The following is a 15,851-nucleotide window of genomic DNA, read 5'->3' as shown; positions in this document are numbered from 1 at the left end:
TGCCATACGACGGACTACGCCGGCAGCAGCCCCGCTGTTTCGAGACGCGCCCGCACGATCGCTTGCTCGTCGGCGTTCGCGGCCAGTAGCGGACTGCGCGGCGCACCGCCGTGCAGTCCTACCAGGTCCAGCGCGGCCTTGATGCCAGCCGGGCCCATGGCACCGGCGATGTCCGTCGCCAGCGGGGCCAGACGCGCCTACAACGCTGTCGCCCTGTCCACGTCGCCCGCGCGGAATGCGTTCAGCATCTCCCGCACGAGTGGGCCGACGTACAGCGCAATCGCCAGAATGGCGCCCGCCGCGCCCGCCGCCAGCGCCGGCACTACCGTCGCGCCGCTACCGGTCAGCACGCGGAAGTTCGGCCCCTGCGACTCGAGGTACTGCGTGAAGACCGGGATGTTGCCTGCACTGTCCTTCATGCCGATCACGTTCTCGTGCTGCGCCATCTCGTGCACGAACGTGGGGCTCAGCACCAGATGCGCATACGCCGGCATGTTGTACAACAGTACCGGCAACGGACTCGCATCGGCGACCGCGCGGAAATGCGCCAGCAACGCCGGCTCCGTCATTCGCTTCAGGAAGTAGTGCGGCGAGATCACCAGCGCTGCCGTCGCGCCTACGGCCTTCGCATCATGCGCCCGCGAAATCGTCTGTCGTGTGCTCTCGCTGCCCACACCGACCAGCAGCCACTTGTCGTCCGACAGCCGCTCGCGGGCCCACGTCAGCAAGTGTCGGCGATCGTCGTCGTCCAGCAGCGCGGATTCACCGCTCGAACCGGCCACGAGCACACCGTCGACACCATGGCCGACGTACGCATCGATGTTCGACTGAAACGCGGCGCGGTCGAGATCACCCGTCGCGGTAAAGCAGGAGGAAGCGGGCACCATGAGCCCACCAATGGGAGTATTCGGCATCCGGAAAATCTAATCTGACGCCAGCGCTCCTGTTCCCCACGCCGTCGTGTTCAGCTGCCGAACAGACTCTCGAAGCCGCTGCCGAACACCGCGTCGTTGCCCAGCGGATTCGGGCTCGACACCGCCGAATGTCCGCTCGGACTGGTGGCGATGGGCGGCATGGTGGGTCCGGTGCCCAACGGGTTGGCGCCCAGGCTGTTCGGCGTCGCCACCGCACTCATTCCCTGCGTGACCGACTTCGTGCTGCCCGTCGGACGCGAGGCGATACCGCGCACACCCGCCGGAGGCGACTGACGGTTCTTGCCCATGCGGAAGGTCAGTTCGAAGTCTGCCGGGTTCGTCGCCGCCGCCTTCGCCACCTCGAACGTCACTTCGTTGCTGTTCACCAGCTCGGTGAGATGTTGATCGAACGTCCGCATGCCGTACTGTGCGCCATCGGCGATGTAGTCGCGGATCTCGACGATGTTGCCCTCGGCGATCAGGTCGCGGATCGTCGACGTCACGATCATCACTTCACACGCCAGCACGCGTCCCTGTCCGTTCGCGCGCGGCATCAGACGCTGCGACACCACCGCGTGCAACGACTCGGCGAGACGCATACGCACCACCGTCTGCTCGTCGGGCGGGAACATGGCCACGATACGCATGATCGTGCTCTGCGCATCGGGCGTGTGCAATGTCGAGATCAGCAGGTGACCGGTCTCCGCCGCCTTCATCGCCGTGTCGATCGTTTCCGGATCGCGCATTTCGCCGATCAGTATCACGTCGGGATCCTGACGCAGCGCCGCACGGAGACCCATGCGGAAGCTCTCGGTGTCGATCCCGACTTCACGCTGCGTGACGGAGCTCTTGAGATCCGCGTGGATGAATTCGATCGGATTCTCGAGCGTGAGAATATGCTTCTCTTGCGAGGCGTTGATCGCGTTCACCAGCGCCGCCATCGTGCTCGACTTCCCGGAACCCGTCACGCCGGTCACCAACACCATGCCGCGTTCCGTATGCGCAATGCGATCGAGTACCGGCGGCAACTTGAGCGACTGAAAGGTCGGCACAATCTCGGGAATTACGCGCATTACGATGGAATGCGCCGCCCGCTGACGCATGATGTTCACGCGAAATCGTCCGACGCCCGGCGAATGCCACGAGCAGTCGTGATCCTTCAGCGAGTCGATCGTGCCGCGCTCGGCATCCGACATCATGAAGTGCAGGGCGATCGCGCGGGTCTGTTCAGCGGTGAGCGCCTGCTTCGTCAGCACCACGAGACGGCCGTCGATGCGCGCACGCACGACGTCCCCCGCCTTGATGTGCACGTCGGACGCACCGCGTTCGACTGCTGCCTTGATGATTCGCTCGATCGCCACGATACCTGCTTTGGAGAGCTACAGGAGCTGTGCCGCCCCCGATCAGAGGAAACGCCCACTACAGTGGGGAGCACTGGCACCTTCGGATGCCAGCGCGCCCCGCGCTACGTTGACGACGATCGCCGTCCTCGGGCAACTCCGGCCGACGCCGGCTCGTGTCAGGCAGTTCCTGCAGTGGGAATGGCAACCGCATCGAGGCCCATGAACCCACGCACCTCGCGCATTGTCTCGCGCGCGATGCCCCGCGCCGTTTCGGCACCGCTGGCCAGTGCATCGAGCACGCGTTGTGGCTCGGCGTCCAACGCTTCCGCCCGACGACGAATCGGCGTGAGCTCCCGCACCATGCTCTCGGCCAGGACCTTCTTGCAATCCATGCAGCCCCACCCGGCGGTACGGCACTGCACATCCACATGCGCGACGGTCTCCGCGCTGCTGAACGCCTTGTGCAGCTGGAAGATGTTGCACACCTCGGGGCGCCCGACATCGGTCCTGCGGACGCGCTGCGGATCGGTCATCGCCGGACGCAGCTTCGCCCAGATCTCGTCGTCGGTTTCCATCAAGCCGATGGTGTTGCCCAGTGACTTCGACATCTTCGACTGCCCATCGAGCCCCATGATGCGGCGCGTCGGCGTGAGCAGGGGCTTCGGTTCCGGGAAATACTCGTATCCGAACTTCGCGTTCCACTTGCGCGCCGTGTCGCGTGCCAACTCGAGATGCTGGATCTGGTCTTCACCGACCGGCACCGAATCGGCGCGATACAACAGGATGTCGGCACTCTGCAGCACGGGATACATCAGCAGGCCTGCGGGAATGCTCTCCAGCTTCGACGACTTGTCCTTGAATTGCGTCTGCCGTTCGAGATCGCCCAGTGGCGTCAGCGTCGTGAAGATCCACGACAGCTCGGTGTGCTCGGGCACATCGCTCTGCACGAACAGCGCGGCCTTCGCGGGATCGATGCCGGCGGCCAGCAGGGATTTCGCCATCCCCCAGCGTCGCGCGCGGAGCACCGCCGGATCGTACGCGCCCGTGATCGCGTGATAATCGACGACACAGAATAGCGCGCCAGGATGGGTCTCCTGAAGCTGGACCCAGTTCTTGACGGCGCCGAGGTAATTGCCGATGTGAAGTTCGCCCGAAGGCTGGATGCCGCTGAAGATGCGTGACATCCTTCTAACGTACCCACCGTGATTTTCCCCAGCAACGCAGATCTCGCCGAATGACCTCGTCCGCACACCCGAAGCGTCAGGATTGGCGCGACGCCGCCATCGCGGCCGCCGACACCGCCGCGCGGTTCATTACGCACGAAGCGATGTCGCATCGCACGCTGACCTGGGAGGAGAAGAGCGCCACGGACTTCGTGAGCCGGGTCGACGTCGGCGCTGAGGAGCGCATCCGCGACATGATCACGATGCGCATTCCCGGCATCCGTATGGTCGGCGAAGAGTTGAGCGCCGATGCGCACCCAAACGAGGGACTCGTCGCGATCGTCGATCCGCTCGATGGCACGACCAATTTCCTCCACGGCTTTCCGAACTACTGCGTTTCGATCTGTATCGCCCTCGATGGCGTGCCACAGGCGGCGGTCGTTCACGATGTAGCCCGCGGCGGCGTCCTGCATGCCACCGCGAGCGACGGCGCCTTCGTGGACAGCAGCAGGCTGCGGGTGTCGACCACTGGCACCCCTGCCCGTGCCCTGATCGGCACTGGTATCCCGTTCAAGGATGTCTCCCATGCCGACCGCTACCTTCGCCAGCTCGGACGCCTCATGCCGATCATTTCGGGCGTGCGCCGTGCCGGTTCGGCAGCCCTCGACCTTTCAGACGTGGCCCGCGGACGCTTCGACGGGTTCTGGGAGCTCTTCCTGCATCCTTGGGACCTGGCCGCCGGCGTGCTACTGGTCCGCGAAGCCGGCGGACGCGTCACCGACCTCGAGGGACGCAACGCCCGTCTAGCGGGCGGGCCAATCGTCGCCAGCAACGGTATCCTTCATGACTGGTTCCTCGACATGCTGAACGATGATGCCGTTCCCGCCCCCAACCCCGCCTGATCGTGTCTCTCGTTGAATGCGTCCCGAATTTCTCTGAAGGCCGCGACCCGGCGGTGATCGCGGCGATTCGTGACGCCATTGCGGGCACGCCCGGTGCGCATGTGCTCGATGTCTCCAGCGACTCGTCGCATCATCGCACGGTGATCACCTTCGTGGCCTCTCTCCAGGCGGCGGTCCCGGCGGCCTTCGCCGCCATGAAGGTCGCGCAGGAACGCATCGATCTCACCACCCATCAGGGCGAGCATCCGCGTATCGGCGCCACCGACGTTGTGCCGTTCATTCCGCTGGAGGGCACGACCATGGAGCACTGCGTCGCCCTCGCCCGCGAGCTCGGCGCGCGTGCGTGGGCCGAGCTGGGCATTCCGGTCTATCTGTACGAACGCGCCGCCACCGAGCCCGCCCGCGAGAATCTCGCCGACGTGCGACGTGGCGAGTTTGAAGGATTGCGCGACGACATTCGCACCAATCCCGCGCGAACGCCCGACTTCGGGTCGAACGAAGTCCATCCTACCGCCGGTGCCACGGCGATCGGTGCCCGTCCGTTCCTCGTGGCCTACAACGTCTATCTCGGCGACGCGAAGAACCTCCCCGTCGCCAAGGAAGTCGCAAAGGCCATTCGCGGGTCGTCCGGTGGACTTCGCTACGTCAAGGGTCTCGGTATGGAAGTCGACGGTCAGGCGCAGGTCTCCATGAATCTCGTGGACACCGAGAAGACCCCGCTGCATCGCGTCTATGAGATCGTCAAGTCGGAAGCGGCGGCACACGGCGTCGCGCCCACCTGGAGCGAGATCGTCGGACTGGTCCCTGAGCGCGTCCTGCTCGAAGCCGGCGCCCGTCACGTGCAACTGCGCGGGTTCTCCAAGGCCATGCTGCTGGAGACGAAGGTGCGCGAGGTCATCGCCAGCGGTGAAGCGGTCGAAAGCTTCATGGCAAGGATCGCCGAGGCGTCGCCCACTCCGGGTGGCGGCAGCGTAGCCGCGCACGTCGGCGCGCTTGGCGCGGCGCTCGCGCAGATGGTGACCGGACTCACCATCGGCAAGAAGAAGTACGCCGCCGTCGAAGCGCAGATGAAGCAGCTCAGCGTCGAAGCACATGCGCTACGCCGCCAACTCTCCGAGCTCGTGCAGCGCGACGCCGATTCCTACGAGCGCGTGCGCGCGGCCTACGCGATGTCGAAGGACCCGGAGCACGCCACTGCGCGCACCGATGCCCTTCGTGACGCTCTGATATTTGCCTCGCGCGTGCCCCTCGAAACCGCGCAGCTGGCCGTGCAGGTTGCGGCCATCGCGGCGACGGTGGCCGTGCAGGGGAACAGCAACGCCGTGACCGACGCGTGCGTGGCGGCACTCATCGCTGAAGCGGCCTGCAAGGGTGCCGTGCTCAACGTGCGCATCAACGTGGCAGCGTTGGATGAACAGGGCACGCAAACCGGCGCGCAACTCGCGCAGGAGGCCCGCGCCTTACTCGATGCGGCATCGGTGCATGCACGTATCGCCGAAGCCGCCGCCGAGCGCGCGATAGTGCAGTAATGCCTGATGCTCCCACGCGCCGAGATTAGCCGTGCGGCTGCGTCAGGATGCGTGGCCCGTGCGCAGTGATCGCCACCGTGTGTTCGAAGTGCGCCGAACGTTTGGCGTCGGCCGTCACTACGGTCCACTTGTCACTGAGCGTCTTGGTCTTGGCCGTTCCCACGTTCACCATCGGCTCAATGGCAATCGTGAGGCCCACGCTGAGCTTCTTCCCGCGCTTCGGCTTGCCGTAATTTGGGATCTGCAGCTCCTCGTGCGGCGAAAAGCCGACGCCATGCCCCACCAGCTCGCGCACCACGGAAAAACCGGCCGCCTCGACGACCGCCTGCACGGCAGCACCGATGTCGCCCACGTGGTTATCCGCTGTGGCCGCCGCGATACCCGCGTCGAGCGCGCGCTTGGTGACGTCCAGCAGGCGCCGCGTCTGCTCGTCGACTTCACCGACCGGCACCGTAATGGCGGAGTCGGTATACATGCCCTCGAGCTTTACGCCGAAGTCGAGTTTCACGATGTCGCCATCGTTCAGCACGCGCTTCCGCGAGGGGATGCCGTGCACGATCTCTTCGTTGATGGAAATACAGGCACTTCCCGGGAATCCGTAGAGTCCTTTGAAGGCCGGCTCAGCACCCGCGTGCGAGCGAATGAACGCCTCGCACAACGCATCAAGCTCACCCGTGCTGATGCCCGGGCGAACGTGGGCTTTCATGTGCTGCAGGGTGGCGTAGAGCAGCGCGCCACCGCGCGCCATGATGTCGATCTCGCGCGGTGACTTGAGCAAGGTGGCTGGAGCAGATCCTCCGATCGCCATCAATACCCGAGCACGTGCAAGGCGCGCGCCTCGACCTCTTCGAGTGAACCGATGGCATCGATGCGCACCACCCGGGGGCCGTGCTCCTCGTACCAGTTGATCACCGGCGACGTCTGGTCGCGATACACCTGCAGACGCTTACGCACGGCATCCGGCTCGTCGTCCTTGCGGCGCACGAGCGTCCCCACCTTTCCGTCGGACTCGCAGCTTTCGCCGGGCTGGCGTCCGAAGAACGGACGCTGGCAGACATCGCAGGTGGTACGACCACTGAGGCGGCGCACCAGCTCGTCCTCGGCGATATCGAACAGCAACACCGCATCGACCTTCCGGCCGAGATCCGAAAGCATGGTGGCAACGCCGTCTGCCTGCGGCGTGGTGCGCACCACGCCGTCGAGGATCGCTCCCTTGGCTGCTGAGGGAGCCGCCAGTGCCTCCTTCATGATCCCCATGATGACCTCATCAGGAACCAGATCGCCGCGATCCATGGCGGCCTTCGCTTCGAGACCGAGCGGAGTGCCGTCACGAACCGCGGCGCGGAGCACGTCACCGGTGGCGATCTTGGGAACGTCAAGGCGAGCGGCAAGCCGCTCGCCTTGAGTCCCCTTGCCCGCGCCCGGCGGTCCAAGCAGGACAATGATCATGATGTTTCTTAGAAGCCCTGAGTCGCCTGACGGCCGCGGAAGCGCACACGCCCCTTCTTCATGAAGCCGTCATACTTGCGGAGCAGCAGGTGCTGCTGCATCTGCGCCATCGTATCCAGTGCCACACCGACCACGATCAGCAGTGACGTCCCGCCAAAGGCGAACGGTACGTTGATCAAGCGCGCGATCACGATCGGCATCAGCGCAATGACGGTGAGGAAAATCGCGCCGGGGAGCGTGATACGCTCCACCACCTGCTCGATGTACTCCGCCGTCTTGGCGCCGGGCTTGATGCCCGGCACGAAGCCGCCCTGCTTCTTCAGGTTTTCCGCCAGATCCACCGGATTGAAAATGATGGACGTGTAGAAGTACGTGAACAGCAGAATGAGCACCGCAGACAGCACGAAGTACAACCACGGATTCGGGCCCGCCGGATTGAACAACTCCGCGATCTCCTGTGCCTTGGCGTTGCCACTGAACTGCGCGATCGCCCCAGGAATCACGATCACCGACTGCGCGAAGATGATCGGCATCACGCCTGCGGTGTTGATACGAAGCGGGATGAAATTCCGAGCGGCTTCCCGCTGACGTCCGCGGGCCATCGTACGCTGTGGGATCTGGATGAGGACGCGACGCGCCGCCACCGTGATCGCCACGACACCGGCCACGACACCGACCATCACAATCGCCAGCACCACCAGCGAGAGCACCGGCAAGGCACCCGTCGTCACGAAGTTGAACGACTGGAAGATCGACGGCCACATGCGTTCGACGATCGAGAAGAAAATGATCAGCGAGGCACCATTGCCGAGACCACGCTCGGTGATCTGCTCGCCCAGCCACATCACGAAAATCGCGCCCGTGGTCAGGAAGAGCATCATCTGCACCGTGAACCACGGCCCCGGACGCGACACTGCGGCCGGAAGCGACGAAGTGAACAGCGCAAACCCGTACGCCTGAACGAGTGCCAGGACGACCGTGAGGTACCGCGTGTACTGCGTCAACTTCTTCCGGCCTTCCTCGTCCTTCTGCATCTTGTCCACGTTCGGCAACACAGCCCCGGCGATCTGGACGAAGATACTCGCCGAGATGTAGGGCATGATGCCGAGCGCGAAGACGGTCGCGCGGGAAAGACCACCACCCACGAACATGTCGTAGAGGCCGAGAAGGCCACCGCCCTGCTGGCGGGTGAAGTAATCTGTCAGCGCTTGGACGTCGATACCGGGTGCCGTGATGTGCGTACCGATCCGATAAATCACCATACACAGGAACGTGAAGGTGATCTTCGACCAGAGCTCAGGCGTGCGGTAGATATTCGAGACGGCTTGCGCCGCCGGATTGGATTGCTGCGCCATGCGCTGGATTGTCTCCGTCAGCCGTCGATGCGGCCACCGGCCGCTTCGATCTTCATCTTGGCACCGGCGCTGATCTTCACGCCGCGCACCGTGAACGCACGAGCCACTTCACCGTTGTTGAGCAGCTTCGCCGGGCCGTGGCCCGAACGAATGAGCCCAGCCGCGACGAGCGTCTCCACCGTCACTTCGTCCCCGGCGACGCCGGTCAGCGAATCGAGGCGCACGACCTGCGCCTCTTCACGGAACGGATTCGTGAAGCCACGCTTCGGGATACGACGCGTAAGCGGCATCTGGCCGCCTTCGAAGTGCGGCTTGCCGCCACCCGGACCACCATGACCGGACCGCGCCAAAGAACCCTTGTGACCCTTGCCGGACGTCTTGCCGAGGCCGGAGCCCGGACCGCGACCCACACGACGACGGCCGCGGTGCGAACCCGGCGCCGGCTGCAGGTTGTGCAGGCCGATCTTCTCGACGCCTTCGGCGCCTGAATTGTGAGCCATGACTTACTCCTCCACCGGAGTCACCAAAACCAGGTGACGAACCTGCTTGAGCTGGCCGCGCAGCGAGGCGGAATCCTGCTGCACGACGCTGGCCTGATGATGACGAAGGCCGAGTGCCTCGAGCGTGCGACGCATCCGCCACGAATGGCCGATCGCGCTGCGCACCTGCTTGATGTGAAGCTTACCGGTACCCGGCGCTTCGAGCTTCGGCGTCTTCGCCGGACCCTTCGACGGATGCCATACGAATGTACGCGGCATTATGCCACCTCTGCGGCTTCGGGCGAGGCGCCGATCACGGCCGCCTTGCGAACATCATGACCTTCGGTGCGCGACTTCGCGCGCGACCGGTAGCCGATCTGCGACACGTCCACACCACGTTCCTTGGCAGCCTGTTCGACCGTGATCAGGTGCGTCAGGCCGTCGAGCGCCGCCAGCACCATGTTGTGCGGATTGGTGGAACCCAGCGACTTGGTCAGAATGTCGTGGATGCCCGCGCACTCGAGCACCGCGCGCACGGCACCACCAGCAATCACACCAGCACCCGGCGCCGCCGGCTTCATGAGCACCTTACCGGCGCCATGCTTGCCGACCACTTCGTGCGGGATCGTCGACCCGGTCAGCGGAATCTGCACCATCTTGCGACGGGCGGCTTCGACGGCCTTGCGCACCGCTTCCGATACTTCGTTCGCCTTGCCGGTGGCAAAACCGACCTTGCCCTGTCCGTCGCCCACCGCGACCAGTGCGTTGAACGAGAACCGACGACCACCCTTCACGACCTTCGCGACGCGATTGATCGCGATCACGTTTTCCACCAGATCGCTCTGCTCGCGATCCTGCGACGGACCACGGCCACCATCGCGGCCACGACCGTCACGGCCCGCGCCCGGTCCACCTTCGCCACCGGGGCCACGGCCACGTCCACCGGGCGCGCCGCCACCAGGGCCACCACGACCGGCACCCGGACCACCACGACCGGCGCCCGGACCACCACGACCGCCGCCCGGGCCACCACGGCCACGACCGCCAGGTCCACCACCACTGCGGGCGCTGCCACCAGGCGCGCCACCGGTTCCTGCTGCGTTAGCCATGATCAGAACTCCAGGCCGCCCTCTCGGGCGCCATCTGCCACGGCCTTGACGCGGCCGTGATACTGGTAACCGGCACGGTCGAAGACGACCTTCGCGATGCCGGCCGCCTTCGCCTTCTCAGCAACCTGCTTGCCGACGGCGAGTGCACGCTCCGACTTCGTGCCGTTCATCCCTTCGTCGCCAACGGTCATCAGCGTGCGCTGCGTGACGTCGTCCACGATCTGGGCATAGATGTGCTTCAGCGAACGGAACACCACGAGACGCGGACGCTCCGCCGACCCGCTCACTGCCTTGCGCACGCGCAGGTGACGACGCTTACGCCGCTCTGCGTTCGTACGCGGGATCGCGATCTTGGCCATTACTTGCCTCCCGCCTTACCGGCCTTACGCCGGACAACTTCACCCTGATACTTCACGCCCTTGCCCTTGTACGGCTCGGGTTTGCGGAAGCTGCGAATTTCGGCGGCACTCTGGCCCACGAGTTCCTTGCTGGCGCCCTCGATCACAACCGTCGTCGGGTTCGTCGCGCTGATCTTCACCCCGTCCGGCGCCTTGTATTCGATCTGGTGCGAGAAGCCGAGCGACAACAACGCGCCGTACGGCTTCATCTCGGCCTTGTAGCCGACACCCGTGATCTCGAGGACTTTCCTGAAGCCCGTCGTGACCCCTTCCACCATGTTCGCGACCAGCGTGCGCGTCAGTCCATGCAGCGCCTTGTGGCGCTCTTCATCGGACGGACGCTTCACGAGCAGTTCGCTGCCTTCGTGCGAGATGATCATGTCCGCGGGGAGCACACGCGTGAGCTCACCCTTCGGACCCTTCACACTCACTTTGCTGCCGTCGATCGCCACCGTGACCCCGGCCGGAACCGGGATGGGGCGCTTGCCGATACGTGACATCGTTGCGTCTCCTTACCAGATGAGGGCGAGTAGCTCGCCCCCGGTATTCGAGGAGCGCGCTTCACGGTCGGACATGATGCCCTTCGACGTGCTGAGAATCGAAATGCCAAGTCCGTTCCGGACCCGCGGGATCTCCTGCGCACCAACGTATTTGCGAAGGCCGGGCGTGGACACGCGCTTCGTCTGTCGGATGACCGACTGTCCGCCGTGCGCATACTTGAGGATCACCCGAAGCAGGGGCTTCCCGTCTTCGTTCTCGACGGTGCGGTAATCCTGGATGAAGTTGCTCTCCTTCAAGATCCGCGCGATCTCGATCTTCATCTTCGACAACGGCATGTCGACGCGGCGGTGCTTGGACGCACACGCGTTGCGAATGCGCGTCAGCATGTCGGCAATAGGGTCGTTGAGGCTCATACTCTCTGAGTTCTCCTAGGGTATCCGCCGGCCGCGCCGGGGACCTGTAGGAAGTGAAAAGAAATAATAACGGATCCTGCTACCAACTCGCCTTGCGCACGCCGGGAATAAAGCCGTTCAGGGCCATATCACGGAGGGCGATGCGACTGAGGCCGAATTGGCGGAGAAACCCGCGCGGACGGCCGCTCATGTTGCAGCGGTTACGCACGCGGGTCGCCGATGAATCACGCGGCAACTTGTGCAGCGCATTCACGGCCTCGAGCTTCTCTTCGCCCGTGCTCTTCGGATTCTGGATGATGGCCTTGAGGACAGCGCGCTTGGTGGCGTATCGGGCCACCAAGACCTTGCGCTGCGCGTTGCGGGCCAGCTTGCTCGTTTTTGCCATGTCGTTGTCTCCGGGTTAGGCGGCGGCCGCGGAGGCCGCCGGCTGCGCCACCTTGGGAATGACCGGCTTGTCGTCGCCGCGGAACGGCATGCCCAGCTGATGCAGGAGCGCCATTGCGTGCGCATCCTTCTCCGCCGTCGTCACGAATGTGATGTCCATGCCGTGGATCTGCTCCACCATGTCGTAGTTGATCTCCGGGAAGATCATCTGCTCCTTGATGCCGATCGTGTAATTGCCACGACCGTCGAACGACTTCGTGCCGAGGCCGCGGAAGTCGCGGATACGCGGGCAGGCCACCGACACGAACCGGTCGAGGAACTCCCACATCTTAGCGCCACGGAGCGTCACCGACGCACCGATTTCCTGGCCTTCACGCAGGCCGAAGTTCGAGATCGACTTCTTCGCCTTGCGCCGCACCGGCTTCTGGCCCGTGATCAGCGCCAGCTCCTCGACCACCACGTCGAGCAGCTTCGGCTGCTTCACCGCTTCGCCGACACCACAATTCACCACGATCTTCGACAGCGTCGGAATCTGGTGTCCGTTCGTGAAACCGAACTGCGTGGCCAAAGCCGCGCGCACGGCGTTCACGTAATGCGCCTGCAGACGCGGCGCCGCCACCGGCAGCCCCGCACCCGCGTGGTCGCGCTTGGTGAAGTCGACGGCCTGGCGCGGCTGTCCAGCCTTGCCCGCCTTGCCGCCCTTCCCCTTCGCGGCCGCGCCGCCACCCTTGGCTCCGGCTCCGCCCTTCGCGGCACCCTTGCCACCTGCCTTCGCGCCGGCCTTTCCGCCGGCCTTTTCCTTGGTCGCCATTTGCTATGCTCCGGTCAGCGCGCGCGGGGGATTACTTCACCGCTCTTGACGCCGACGCGCTCCTTCGTTCCGTCCGTGTCGATGCGCTTCTTCGTACGCGTCGGCTTGCCGGTCTTCGAATCGAGCAACATCACGTTCGACGCGTGGAAGGGCGCGGCCATCTCGATGATGCCGCTCGTCTCTTCCGCCGTACGCGCCTTGCGGTGCTTCTTCACGATGTTGATGCCTTCCACTTTGATGCGGCCCGTCTTGGGGTACACCAGAAGGACCTTCCCTTCTTTCCCCTTGTCGTCGCCGCGCATCACGCGGACGGTATCACCCTTCTTGACGTGGATGACCTCGCGCGATGCCTTCAGCGCGTGGCGGCCAGCGCCGAGGCGCTGTCCACGGTCCGTCTTGTAGTACACGTTCTTACGCATCTCAGATCACCTCAGGCGCCAGCGACACAATCTTCATGTACCGCTTCTCACGGAGCTCGCGCGCCACGGGACCGAAGATACGGGTGGCCTTGGGCTCGCCGTTGTCGTTGATGATGACGACCGCATTCTCATCGAAACGGATATAGCTGCCGTCCTTGCGACGCGTTTCCTTGACCGTGCGAACCACCACGGCCTTGGCCACGTCCGACTTCTTTACGGTGCCGTTCGGCAGCGCGTCCTTCACCGCCACGATGACCCGGTCACCCAGGCCTGCATAGCGACGGCGCGTGCCGCCCAACACACGGATCACCAGGGCACGCTTGGCGCCACTGTTGTCCGCGACCTTCACGACCGATTCCTGCTGAATCATGGTTTAATTCCCCTTAGCGCGCGCGTTCGACGATCTCGACCACGCGCCACCGCTTGTCCTTCGACAAGGGCCGGGTCTCCATGATACGGACCAGATCGCCGAGCTTCGCCGAGTTCTCCTCGTCGTGTGCTTTCAGCTTGCGGGTCCGCGTCACCATCTTGCCATACTGGGGGTGAGGCATGCGTCGGTCGATGCGCACCACCACCGTCTTGTCCATCTTATCGCTCACGACCAACCCCGTGCGCAGCTTGCGCGCGGTCCGGTCGGAGGCGCCATTCTGCGTGGCGCTCGCGTTATTCATCTCAGCCATCGATCGGATTCCGGTTAGCGGCCACGCGTCGCGAGCTGACGCTCGCGCTGCACCGTCTTGAGGCGCGCAATGTCCCTGCGGATGCTGCGCAACCGCAGCGGCTCTTCCAGCGCTTCGGTGCCGCTCCGGAACTTGAGGCGGAAACGCTCCTCCTCGAGTTCAGCGATACGGGCCACCAGGTCGTTTTCCGCGAGCGCGCGGATCTCTTCACTCTTCATTCGGTCACCGCCTCCTCACGGGCAACGAACTTGGTCTTCACGCCGAGCTTCGCGGCGGCCAGGCCCATCGCCGTCTCGGCGAGTTCCCGCGTCACACCTTCGATCTCGAACATCACTCGGCCCGGCTTCACCACCGCCACCCACATTTCGGGCGATCCCTTGCCCTTACCCATGCGCGTTTCGGCCGGCTTCTTCGTGATCGGCTTGTCCGGGAAAATCCGGATCCACACCTTACCGCCACGCTTGATGTGACGCGTCATCGCGACGCGGCACGCTTCGATCTGACGGCTCGTGACCCAAGCCGGCTCCAGCGCCTGCAACCCGAAGGTGCCGAACGACACCTCCGACCCACGGTGCGCGAGCCCGGTCATGCGGCCCTTGAACATCTTGCGGAACTTGACCCGCTTCGGACTCAGCATCTCTTAGCTCCTCAGTTGCCGGTCGAGTAGGTCTTGCCGCGACGATCTTCCACGATCTCACCCTTGAAGATCCACACCTTGACACCAATGGTGCCATACGTGGTCTTCGCCGTGCTCGTGGCGTAATTGATGTCGGCGCGCAGTGTGTGAAGGGGCACCCGGCCTTCCATGTACCCTTCCGTTCGCGCGATTTCGGCACCGCCAAGACGGCCACCGGCCTTCACCTTGATGCCCAGCGCGCCCATCCGCATCGCGCTCTGCACCGCGCGTTTCATGGCGCGACGAAACGAGATACGCTGCGAGAGCTGGGCCGCGATGTTGTCGGCCACCAGTTGCGCCTCGACCTCAGGACGCTTGATCTCTTCGACGTTGATGCCGACTTCCTTGCCCGTGAGCTGTCCCAGCTCGTCACGCAGCTTGTCGACTTCCGCGCCCTTCTTGCCGATCACCACGCCCGGACGGCCGGTGTGAATCGTCACCACCACCTTGCCCGGCTTGCGCTCGATCGTCACGTCCGAAATGGCCGCATTCTCGAGACGAGCCTTCAGATACTTCCGCAGCAGCGCGTCTTCCTTCAGCAGTGCCGGCATCTCTTTGTTCGCGTACCAGGTCGAACGCCAGTTCTTCGTGACACCAAGGCGGAACCCGATCGGATTAGTCTTCTGTCCCATTAGCGCACCGCCTCCGCCACGATGATCTCGATGTGGCTCGTCCGCTTGATCATCGGCGTCGCACGACCCATGGCCGCCGGCATCCAACGCTTCAGCTTCGGACCCTCGTTCACGATAGCCTTCGTGATCACCAGCGCGTCGACGTCCAGCGACGTGTTGGCGGCACGGGCCGCCTGCTCTGCGTTCGCGACGGCGCTGGCCAGCGTCTTCTCGATCTGCTTGGCCGCACCCTTCTTCGAGAACTTGAGAAGCGCCAACGCGTCGTTCACGCGCTGACCGCGGATCTGGTCGATGACCAGCCGCATCTTGTACGGCGACTGACGCGCCGTGCGCTGAATCGCGCGGGCTTCAGTACCGGTCTTCAAAGCCTTGGCCATGGATTACTTGCCTCCTTTGCCAGCGGGCTTCTTCGCGTCGATCTTCTGTCCCGCGTGACCGCGGAACAGACGCGTCGGCGAGAATTCACCGAGCTTGTGACCGACCATGTTTTCCGTCACGTACACCGGGATGAACTTGTTCCCGTTGTGCACCGCGAACGTGTGGCCGACGAACTCCGGCAGCACCGTGCTCGCCCGCGACCACGTCTTGACGACCTTCTTCTCGTTGCGGCCGTTCATGGCGATCACCTTGGCTTCGAGGCGCTCAGCGACGAACGGACCCTTCTTGATGCTTCTGGACATATAGGTTCTCGATT

General features: G+C 64.3%; 24 protein-coding genes and 1 pseudogene. 2 read left to right on the top strand and 23 right to left on the bottom strand.

Annotation, left to right across the window (positions count from 1 at the left end; genetic code table 11):
• Window positions 1-14: 14 nt before the first annotated feature.
• From ACESNG_RS00735 to trpS, 4 genes are all read right to left on the bottom strand, one after another.
• Window positions 15-158 carry a hypothetical protein gene (locus ACESNG_RS00735; RefSeq protein WP_373067292.1) on the bottom strand — a complete coding sequence of 48 codons (144 nt, stop codon included), beginning with the start codon at window positions 156-158 and terminating at the stop codon, window positions 15-17.
• Window positions 159-197: 39 nt separating this feature from the next.
• Complete coding sequence (locus ACESNG_RS00730; RefSeq protein ID WP_373067290.1) at window positions 198-914, bottom strand: dihydrodipicolinate synthase family protein; 717 nt, start codon at window positions 912-914, stop codon at window positions 198-200.
• A gap of 50 nt (window positions 915-964) precedes the next feature.
• Entirely contained in the window at window positions 965-2,275 is a 1,311-nt protein-coding gene (locus tag ACESNG_RS00725; RefSeq protein WP_373067287.1) for a type IV pilus twitching motility protein PilT, read from the bottom strand.
• 158 nt (window positions 2,276-2,433) lie between these two features.
• The gene (gene trpS, locus ACESNG_RS00720; RefSeq protein WP_373067285.1) at window positions 2,434-3,441 is read right to left on the bottom strand and encodes a tryptophan--tRNA ligase; all 1,008 of its coding nucleotides are present in this window, start codon (window positions 3,439-3,441) and stop codon (window positions 2,434-2,436) included.
• 50 nt (window positions 3,442-3,491) lie between these two features.
• Between trpS and ACESNG_RS00715 the strand changes: the two genes are divergently transcribed.
• Complete coding sequence (locus tag ACESNG_RS00715) at window positions 3,492-4,322, top strand: inositol monophosphatase (RefSeq protein ID WP_373067283.1); 831 nt, start codon at window positions 3,492-3,494, stop codon at window positions 4,320-4,322.
• 2 nt (window positions 4,323-4,324) lie between these two features.
• Window positions 4,325-5,851: a glutamate formimidoyltransferase gene (ftcD, locus tag ACESNG_RS00710; protein WP_373067280.1), complete on the top strand. Its 1,527-nt coding sequence runs from the start codon at window positions 4,325-4,327 to the stop codon at window positions 5,849-5,851.
• Window positions 5,852-5,876: 25 nt separating this feature from the next.
• On the opposite strand, the gene map is transcribed toward ftcD, so the two are convergent.
• The 19 genes and pseudogenes from map to rpsS form a co-directional block, all read right to left on the bottom strand.
• A complete protein-coding gene (gene map / locus ACESNG_RS00705) occupies window positions 5,877-6,659 on the bottom strand; it encodes a type I methionyl aminopeptidase (RefSeq protein ID WP_373062445.1) in 783 nt (260 codons plus the stop codon).
• On the bottom strand, window positions 6,659-7,300 hold the full coding sequence (locus tag ACESNG_RS00700; RefSeq protein WP_373062433.1) for an adenylate kinase: 642 nt from the start codon (window positions 7,298-7,300) through the stop codon (window positions 6,659-6,661). The genes map and ACESNG_RS00700 overlap by 1 nt, the downstream gene beginning before the upstream one ends.
• An 8-nt stretch (window positions 7,301-7,308) precedes the next feature.
• A complete protein-coding gene (gene secY, locus ACESNG_RS00695; RefSeq protein ID WP_373062431.1) occupies window positions 7,309-8,655 on the bottom strand; it encodes a preprotein translocase subunit SecY in 1,347 nt (448 codons plus the stop codon).
• Between the two features lie 17 nt (window positions 8,656-8,672).
• The gene (gene rplO, locus ACESNG_RS00690; RefSeq protein ID WP_373062443.1) at window positions 8,673-9,119 is read right to left on the bottom strand and encodes a 50S ribosomal protein L15; all 447 of its coding nucleotides are present in this window, start codon (window positions 9,117-9,119) and stop codon (window positions 8,673-8,675) included.
• 39 nt (window positions 9,120-9,158) lie between these two features.
• A complete protein-coding gene (gene rpmD, locus ACESNG_RS00685) occupies window positions 9,159-9,413 on the bottom strand; it encodes a 50S ribosomal protein L30 (protein ID WP_373062429.1) in 255 nt (84 codons plus the stop codon).
• Window positions 9,413-10,057 (bottom strand): annotated as a pseudogene (rpsE, locus tag ACESNG_RS00680) (30S ribosomal protein S5); the annotation flags it as partial. The pseudogene rpsE and the gene rpmD, both read right to left, overlap by 1 nt.
• A 188-nt stretch (window positions 10,058-10,245) precedes the next feature.
• On the bottom strand, window positions 10,246-10,602 hold the full coding sequence (gene rplR, locus ACESNG_RS00675) for a 50S ribosomal protein L18 (RefSeq protein ID WP_171225328.1): 357 nt from the start codon (window positions 10,600-10,602) through the stop codon (window positions 10,246-10,248).
• A complete protein-coding gene (rplF, locus tag ACESNG_RS00670) occupies window positions 10,602-11,141 on the bottom strand; it encodes a 50S ribosomal protein L6 (RefSeq protein ID WP_373062427.1) in 540 nt (179 codons plus the stop codon). Before rplF ends, rplR begins: the two co-directional genes overlap by 1 nt.
• Window positions 11,142-11,153: 12 nt before the next feature.
• Window positions 11,154-11,555, bottom strand: coding sequence for a 30S ribosomal protein S8 (gene rpsH, locus ACESNG_RS00665; protein WP_373062425.1), 402 nt, complete (start codon window positions 11,553-11,555; stop codon window positions 11,154-11,156).
• A 79-nt stretch (window positions 11,556-11,634) separates the two neighbouring features.
• Entirely contained in the window at window positions 11,635-11,940 is a 306-nt protein-coding gene (gene rpsN / locus ACESNG_RS00660) for a 30S ribosomal protein S14 (RefSeq protein WP_373062423.1), read from the bottom strand.
• A 15-nt stretch (window positions 11,941-11,955) separates the two neighbouring features.
• Window positions 11,956-12,564 carry a 50S ribosomal protein L5 gene (rplE, locus tag ACESNG_RS00655; RefSeq protein WP_373062441.1) on the bottom strand — a complete coding sequence of 203 codons (609 nt, stop codon included), beginning with the start codon at window positions 12,562-12,564 and terminating at the stop codon, window positions 11,956-11,958.
• A 200-nt stretch (window positions 12,565-12,764) separates the two neighbouring features.
• Complete coding sequence (gene rplX, locus ACESNG_RS00650; RefSeq protein ID WP_373062439.1) at window positions 12,765-13,085, bottom strand: 50S ribosomal protein L24; 321 nt, start codon at window positions 13,083-13,085, stop codon at window positions 12,765-12,767.
• Window positions 13,086-13,170: 85 nt separating this feature from the next.
• Window positions 13,171-13,539: a 50S ribosomal protein L14 gene (rplN, locus tag ACESNG_RS00645; protein ID WP_373062421.1), complete on the bottom strand. Its 369-nt coding sequence runs from the start codon at window positions 13,537-13,539 to the stop codon at window positions 13,171-13,173.
• Window positions 13,540-13,552: 13 nt separating this feature from the next.
• Window positions 13,553-13,849, bottom strand: a complete 297-nt coding sequence (rpsQ, locus tag ACESNG_RS00640; RefSeq protein WP_373062419.1) for a 30S ribosomal protein S17 — start codon at window positions 13,847-13,849, stop codon at window positions 13,553-13,555.
• Window positions 13,850-13,863: 14 nt separating this feature from the next.
• The gene (rpmC, locus tag ACESNG_RS00635) at window positions 13,864-14,067 is read right to left on the bottom strand and encodes a 50S ribosomal protein L29 (RefSeq protein ID WP_309672956.1); all 204 of its coding nucleotides are present in this window, start codon (window positions 14,065-14,067) and stop codon (window positions 13,864-13,866) included.
• Complete coding sequence (gene rplP, locus ACESNG_RS00630; protein ID WP_171225334.1) at window positions 14,064-14,486, bottom strand: 50S ribosomal protein L16; 423 nt, start codon at window positions 14,484-14,486, stop codon at window positions 14,064-14,066. Before rplP ends, rpmC begins: the two co-directional genes overlap by 4 nt.
• Window positions 14,487-14,497: 11 nt before the next feature.
• The gene (gene rpsC, locus ACESNG_RS00625; RefSeq protein WP_373062417.1) at window positions 14,498-15,157 is read right to left on the bottom strand and encodes a 30S ribosomal protein S3; all 660 of its coding nucleotides are present in this window, start codon (window positions 15,155-15,157) and stop codon (window positions 14,498-14,500) included.
• A complete protein-coding gene (gene rplV, locus ACESNG_RS00620; RefSeq protein WP_373062415.1) occupies window positions 15,157-15,534 on the bottom strand; it encodes a 50S ribosomal protein L22 in 378 nt (125 codons plus the stop codon). The genes rpsC and rplV overlap by 1 nt, the downstream gene beginning before the upstream one ends.
• Before the next feature lie 3 nt (window positions 15,535-15,537).
• On the bottom strand, window positions 15,538-15,837 hold the full coding sequence (gene rpsS / locus ACESNG_RS00615; protein ID WP_373062413.1) for a 30S ribosomal protein S19: 300 nt from the start codon (window positions 15,835-15,837) through the stop codon (window positions 15,538-15,540).
• Between the last annotated feature and the right edge of the window lie 14 nt (window positions 15,838-15,851).

The sequence above is a fragment of the Gemmatimonas sp. genome (assembly GCF_041689975.1).
In the GTDB taxonomy this organism is placed as follows: domain Bacteria; phylum Gemmatimonadota; class Gemmatimonadetes; order Gemmatimonadales; family Gemmatimonadaceae; genus Gemmatimonas.
This window is presented reverse-complemented; position numbering and strand designations above follow the sequence as displayed.

Coding starts and splice junctions, on each gene's coding strand:
- ACESNG_RS00735 (WP_373067292.1), bottom strand. CDS start 158: ATGGGCCCGGCTGGCATCAAGGCCGCGCTGGACCTGGTAGGACTGCAC.
- ACESNG_RS00730 (WP_373067290.1), bottom strand. CDS start 914: ATGCCGAATACTCCCATTGGTGGGCTCATGGTGCCCGCTTCCTCCTGC.
- trpS (WP_373067285.1), bottom strand. CDS start 3,441: ATGTCACGCATCTTCAGCGGCATCCAGCCTTCGGGCGAACTTCACATC.
- ACESNG_RS00715 (WP_373067283.1), top strand. CDS start 3,492: ATGACCTCGTCCGCACACCCGAAGCGTCAGGATTGGCGCGACGCCGCC.
- map (WP_373062445.1), bottom strand. CDS start 6,659: ATGGCGATCGGAGGATCTGCTCCAGCCACCTTGCTCAAGTCACCGCGC.
- ACESNG_RS00700 (WP_373062433.1), bottom strand. CDS start 7,300: ATGATCATTGTCCTGCTTGGACCGCCGGGCGCGGGCAAGGGGACTCAA.
- secY (WP_373062431.1), bottom strand. CDS start 8,655: ATGGCGCAGCAATCCAATCCGGCGGCGCAAGCCGTCTCGAATATCTAC.
- rpmD (WP_373062429.1), bottom strand. CDS start 9,413: ATGCCGCGTACATTCGTATGGCATCCGTCGAAGGGTCCGGCGAAGACG.
- rplR (WP_171225328.1), bottom strand. CDS start 10,602: ATGGCCAAGATCGCGATCCCGCGTACGAACGCAGAGCGGCGTAAGCGT.
- rplF (WP_373062427.1), bottom strand. CDS start 11,141: ATGTCACGTATCGGCAAGCGCCCCATCCCGGTTCCGGCCGGGGTCACG.
- rpsH (WP_373062425.1), bottom strand. CDS start 11,555: ATGAGCCTCAACGACCCTATTGCCGACATGCTGACGCGCATTCGCAAC.
- rpsN (WP_373062423.1), bottom strand. CDS start 11,940: ATGGCAAAAACGAGCAAGCTGGCCCGCAACGCGCAGCGCAAGGTCTTG.
- rplN (WP_373062421.1), bottom strand. CDS start 13,539: ATGATTCAGCAGGAATCGGTCGTGAAGGTCGCGGACAACAGTGGCGCC.
- rpsQ (WP_373062419.1), bottom strand. CDS start 13,849: ATGGCTGAGATGAATAACGCGAGCGCCACGCAGAATGGCGCCTCCGAC.
- rpmC (WP_309672956.1), bottom strand. CDS start 14,067: ATGAAGAGTGAAGAGATCCGCGCGCTCGCGGAAAACGACCTGGTGGCC.
- rplP (WP_171225334.1), bottom strand. CDS start 14,486: ATGCTGAGTCCGAAGCGGGTCAAGTTCCGCAAGATGTTCAAGGGCCGC.
- rpsC (WP_373062417.1), bottom strand. CDS start 15,157: ATGGGACAGAAGACTAATCCGATCGGGTTCCGCCTTGGTGTCACGAAG.
- rplV (WP_373062415.1), bottom strand. CDS start 15,534: ATGGCCAAGGCTTTGAAGACCGGTACTGAAGCCCGCGCGATTCAGCGC.
- rpsS (WP_373062413.1), bottom strand. CDS start 15,837: ATGTCCAGAAGCATCAAGAAGGGTCCGTTCGTCGCTGAGCGCCTCGAA.